4 protein-coding genes are annotated in these 4,656 nt (G+C 60.9%); all 4 read right to left on the bottom strand.

All coding sequences use genetic code 11. From position 1 onward, the window contains the following. The coding region (locus D8U18_RS12960; RefSeq protein WP_177435018.1) for an NADH-quinone oxidoreductase subunit J at positions 1–158 on the bottom strand (158 nt) is incomplete at its 3' end. A 9-nt stretch (positions 159–167) separates the two neighbouring features. Then, positions 168–716, bottom strand: coding sequence for an NADH-quinone oxidoreductase subunit NuoI (gene nuoI / locus D8U18_RS12955; RefSeq protein WP_047527653.1), 549 nt, complete (start codon positions 714–716; stop codon positions 168–170). Positions 717–725: 9 nt separating this feature from the next. Further along, a complete protein-coding gene (gene nuoH, locus D8U18_RS12950; protein ID WP_056723843.1) occupies positions 726–1,733 on the bottom strand; it encodes an NADH-quinone oxidoreductase subunit NuoH in 1,008 nt (335 codons plus the stop codon). Then, the gene (gene nuoG / locus D8U18_RS12945) at positions 1,730–4,444 is read right to left on the bottom strand and encodes an NADH-quinone oxidoreductase subunit NuoG (RefSeq protein WP_131107754.1); all 2,715 of its coding nucleotides are present in this window, start codon (positions 4,442–4,444) and stop codon (positions 1,730–1,732) included. Before nuoG ends, nuoH begins: the two co-directional genes overlap by 4 nt. Positions 4,445–4,656 lie beyond the last annotated feature (212 nt).

Raw genomic sequence — 4,656 nt, 5'->3', positions numbered from 1 at the left:
ACACCGGCAAACGGTGCGCCGAGGGCGAAGAACGTCATGGCCACGGCGATCAGCGAAATGATCAGGTAGAGCAGGGCGTGCACAGGGTTGGTGTTGGTGATCACGCGGAGCGTGGACACCACAGCGATACCCGATGCGAAATAGAAAGCGAATTCCATCTTTCTTCCTTAAGGCAGCAAGCTCTTCACGTTGATCGGTTCGGCTTCATTCTGCGCGGAGCCTTTCGGCTTCCCGGCAATCGCCATACCTGCAACACGATAGAAGTTGTAATCAGGGTTTTTGCCGGGGCCGGAGATCAGCAGATCTTCTTTCTCGTAAACCAGGTCCTGACGTTTGAACTCGGCCATTTCGAAATCCGGCGTGAGCTGGATCGCGGTGGTCGGGCAGGCTTCCTCGCAGAGGCCGCAGAAAATGCAGCGCGAGAAGTTGATGCGGAAGAAGTCCGGGTACCAGCGACCGTCTTCGGTTTCAGCTTTCTGCAGCGAGATGCAACCCACCGGGCACGCCACGGCGCACAGGTTGCAAGCTACGCAACGCTCTTCGCCGTCGGGGTCGCGGGTCAGGACGATACGGCCACGGTAGCGCGGCGGCAGGTAGACCGGTTCTTCCGGGTACTGCAGCGTGTCGCGCTTGCGAAAGGCGTGGCCGAAGATCATCACCAGGCTGCGAAGCTGGGTGTAGAGGCCATGCACGATGTCAAATATGTACTTCATGATTCTCTATCCTCACTGAGCCGCGACGGCGGGCGTGTTGAGCAACACGATCGCAGCGGTCACCAGCATGTTGACGAGGGTCAGCGGCAAGCAGAACTTCCAGCTGAAATCCATCACTTGGTCATACCGTGGGCGCGGAATCGAAGCGCGCAACAGGATGAAGATCATGATGAAGAACGCGGTTTTCAGTGCAAACCAGATGAACGGGATCTGCGGCAGAATGCCGAACGGACCGTGCCAGCCACCGAAGAACAGGGTCACCAGCAGCGCCGAGATCAGCACGATGCCGATGTACTCGCCGACGAAGAACATGCCCCATTTCATGCCGGCGTATTCAATGTGGTAACCGTCGGCCAGTTCCTGCTCCGCTTCCGGCTGGTCGAACGGGTGACGGTGAGTCACGGCCACGCCAGCGATGAAGAAGGTCAGGAAACCGAAGATCTGCGGAATGATGAACCACAGGTTCTGCGCCTGGTATTCAACGATGTCGCGCATGTTGAACGAGCCGACCTGGATCACGATACCCATCAGCGACAGGCCCATGAACACTTCGTACGACACGGTCTGGGCCGAGGCACGCAAGCTGCCCAACAGGGCGAACTTGTTGTTGCTCGACCAGCCGGCGAACAGCACCGCGTAGACCGACAGGCCAGCCATGGCGAAGAAGAACAGGATGCCGATGTTGATGTCCGCCACGCCCCAGGTCGGGGTGATCGGGATGATCGCGAAGGCAATCAGCAGGGCGCTCATGGCGACTACCGGTGCCAGGGTGAAGATCATCTTGTCGGCGAATGGAGGCGTCCAGTCTTCCTTGAAGAACATCTTGATCATGTCGGCGGCGATCTGGAACGCGCCGAACGGACCGACGCGGTTCGGACCGTAACGGTCCTGCCAGAGGGCGAGCAAGCGACGCTCGACCCAGCTCAGCAGTGCACCGCAGACCACCACGGCAAGCAGAATCACCACGGCCTTGAGGACCGCGATGATCACGTCGATCACTTCAGGAGTGAACAAGGTCATTGCGCTGCCTCCTGCAGACCGTCAACGGATTTGCCAAAGATCGCTGGCGGAATGCCGGCGATGCCCGCAGGCAATGCAACCAGACCAGCGCCCAGCTCTTCATTGATGCGCAGCGGCAGACGCAAGGTCTGGCCCGCCACGTTCAGGCTCAGCATGGCACCGTCGTTGACACCCAGGCGGTCGGCTTCGGACTTGGCCAGTGCAACGTAGGCTGCTGGAATACGTTCCTGAACCGGCGCGGCTTTCGAAGAGTTTTCTTCGCTGCCGAACAAGTGGAAGAACGGGACAACCTGCCAGGTACCCTGGGCCGGGTTGAACGCGCGCGGAACACTGGCGAACCAGTTCAGCGAATCACCGGTGCTTTCGATCAGGCGGGTGCCCGGGTCGCCAGCGCGGATGTGACCACCGACTTCGTCCTGGAACTTGTTCCAGGCCTGCGGCGAGTTCCAGCCCGGAGACCAGGCGAACGGCACTTGCTGACGCGGTTCGGCGGAGCCCGAGTAACCTTCCATCGAGAAGGCGAATGCGGTGTCCTTGTCCTGCGGGGTACGCGGTTCGTGCACGCTGATGTCGGCGCGCATGGCGGTACGACCGGAGTAGCGCAGCGGTTCACGGGCCAGTTTCATGCCCTTGATGCGGAACGCGGCGGACGGTGCGGCATCGACGATGCGGTTCAGGATCGAAGTGCTGGAAGCGACAGCGGCGGTGACGTGGTCCAGTTGGGTCCAGTCGATCGGCTGGTTCAGCAGGGTCGCGCGCAGGGCATGCAGCCAGCGCCAGCCTTCGTGAACCAGGATGCTCGCGTCCATGTACTTCGGATCGAAGACCTGGAAGAAGCGCTGGGCGCGGCCTTCCTGGCTGACCAGGGTACCGTCGCCTTCAGCGAAGCTGGCGGCTGGCAGCACCAGGTGCGCGCGATCGCTGGTGGCGGTCTTCTGATGGTCGGCAACGATGACCACTTTCGCGGCAGTCAGCGCGGCATCGACACGGGCCTTGTCGGTACGGGTGTACAGATCGTTTTCCAGCACGACGATGGCGTCGGCCTTGCCATCGATCACCGCTTGCAGCGCGGAGTCGACCGATTCACCACCGAGCATGGCCAGGCCGAGGCTGTTGGCTTCAGGCACGATCAGGCTGATGGAACCGTTCTTCTCACGCAGCTTCAAGGCCTTGGCGATGTTCGCGGCGGCTTCGATCAGGGCTTTGGAGCCCAGGGAAGTACCGGCGATGATCAGCGGGCGCTTGGCAGCGAGCAGGGCATCGGCGATGCGTTGGGCCAGTTCGAGCGCTTCAGCGTCCAGGCCTTCAACGGCTGGAGCGCTGGCGTCAAGGGCGTGAGCCACGGCGAAACCGATACGGGCCAGGTCATCCGGGGCGGCGTGAACGCACTCTTCGGCGATGTCGTCGAGCTTGGTTTCAGCCAGGCTGGCGATGAACAGCGGGTTCAGCGCGTGCTGGCCGATGTTCTTCACGGCGGCGTCGAGCCAAGGCTGAACGCGCATGGCGTCGGCCATGTCTTCGGCCTTGCCTTTGACCGACTGACGCAGCGAAAGCGCAACACGGGCGGCAGTCTGGGTCAGGTCTTCACCGAGGACGAAAATCGCATCGTGGTCTTCGATGTCACGCATGTTCGGCACTGGCAACGGACTGTCTTTCAGCACTTGCAGGACCAGACGGATGCGCTCCAGTTCGCCGGCTTCGATACCCGAATAGAAGTGCTCGGCACCGACCAGTTCGCGCAACGCGTAGTTGCTTTCGAGGCTGGCGCGAGGCGAGCCGATACCGACGATGTTGCGACCGCGCAGCAGGTCGGCGGCTTTATCCAGCGCTTCGTCGAGGCTCAGTTTGGTGCCGTTGGCCAGCAGTGGCTGACGTGGGCGGTCTTCGCGGTTGACGTAGCCATAGCCGAAACGGCCACGGTCGCACAGGAAGTACTGGTTCACCGAACCGTTGTAACGGTTTTCGATGCGACGCAGTTCACCGTAACGCTCGCCCGGGGAAATGTTGCAACCGCTGGAGCAGCCATGGCAGATGCTCGGCGAGAACTGCATGTCCCATTTACGGTTGTAGCGCTCGGAGTGAGTCTTGTCGGTGAACACACCGGTCGGGCAGACCTCGGTGAGGTTGCCGGAAAACTCGCTTTCCAGGGTGCCGTCTTCTACACGACCGAAGTAAACGTTGTCGTGGGCGCCGAATACACCGAGGTCGGTGCCGCCAGCGTAGTCCTTGTAGAAGCGCACACAGCGGTAGCAAGCGATGCAGCGGTTCATTTCGTGGGAAATGAACGGGCCCAGTTGCTGGTTCTGGTGGGTACGCTTGGTGAAGCGGTAACGGCGCTCGTTGTGGCCGGTCATTACCGTCATGTCTTGCAGGTGGCAGTGACCGCCTTCTTCACAGACCGGGCAGTCGTGAGGGTGGTTGGTCATCAGCCATTCGACAACACTGGCGCGGAACGCCTTGGACTCTTCATCTTCGATGGAGATCCAGGTGTTGTCGGTGGCAGGGGTCATGCAGGACATGACGATACGACCACGGGTGTCGTTCTCGTCGGTGTACTGCTTGACCGCGCACTGGCGGCAAGCGCCAACGCTGCCGAGGGCAGGGTGCCAGCAGAAATAAGGGATATCGAGGCCTAGCGACAGACATGCCTGTAACAGGTTGTCTGCCCCATCGACTTCGAGCTCTTTGCCGTCTACGTGGATAGTGGCCATGGTTCAAAGTTCTTCGTTGGCCCGGTGTCAGCGGGCGTGGCTAATGGAATCTTGTTATTCGCGTGAATCAACACAGCCGTTTACGGCGTCATCACACGAGAAGACGAAGGGCACGGACCCTTCGCCTTTTTAAGCGTTTACGCGCCGACTACGATCGGCCTTGCCAGAGGCGGGACGGCGGCGCTGACAGGCGCGATACCGGCTTCGAACTC

Source organism: Pseudomonas sp. Sample_10, assembly GCF_004321495.1.
Classification (GTDB): domain Bacteria; phylum Pseudomonadota; class Gammaproteobacteria; order Pseudomonadales; family Pseudomonadaceae; genus Aquipseudomonas.
This window is presented reverse-complemented; position numbering and strand designations above follow the sequence as displayed.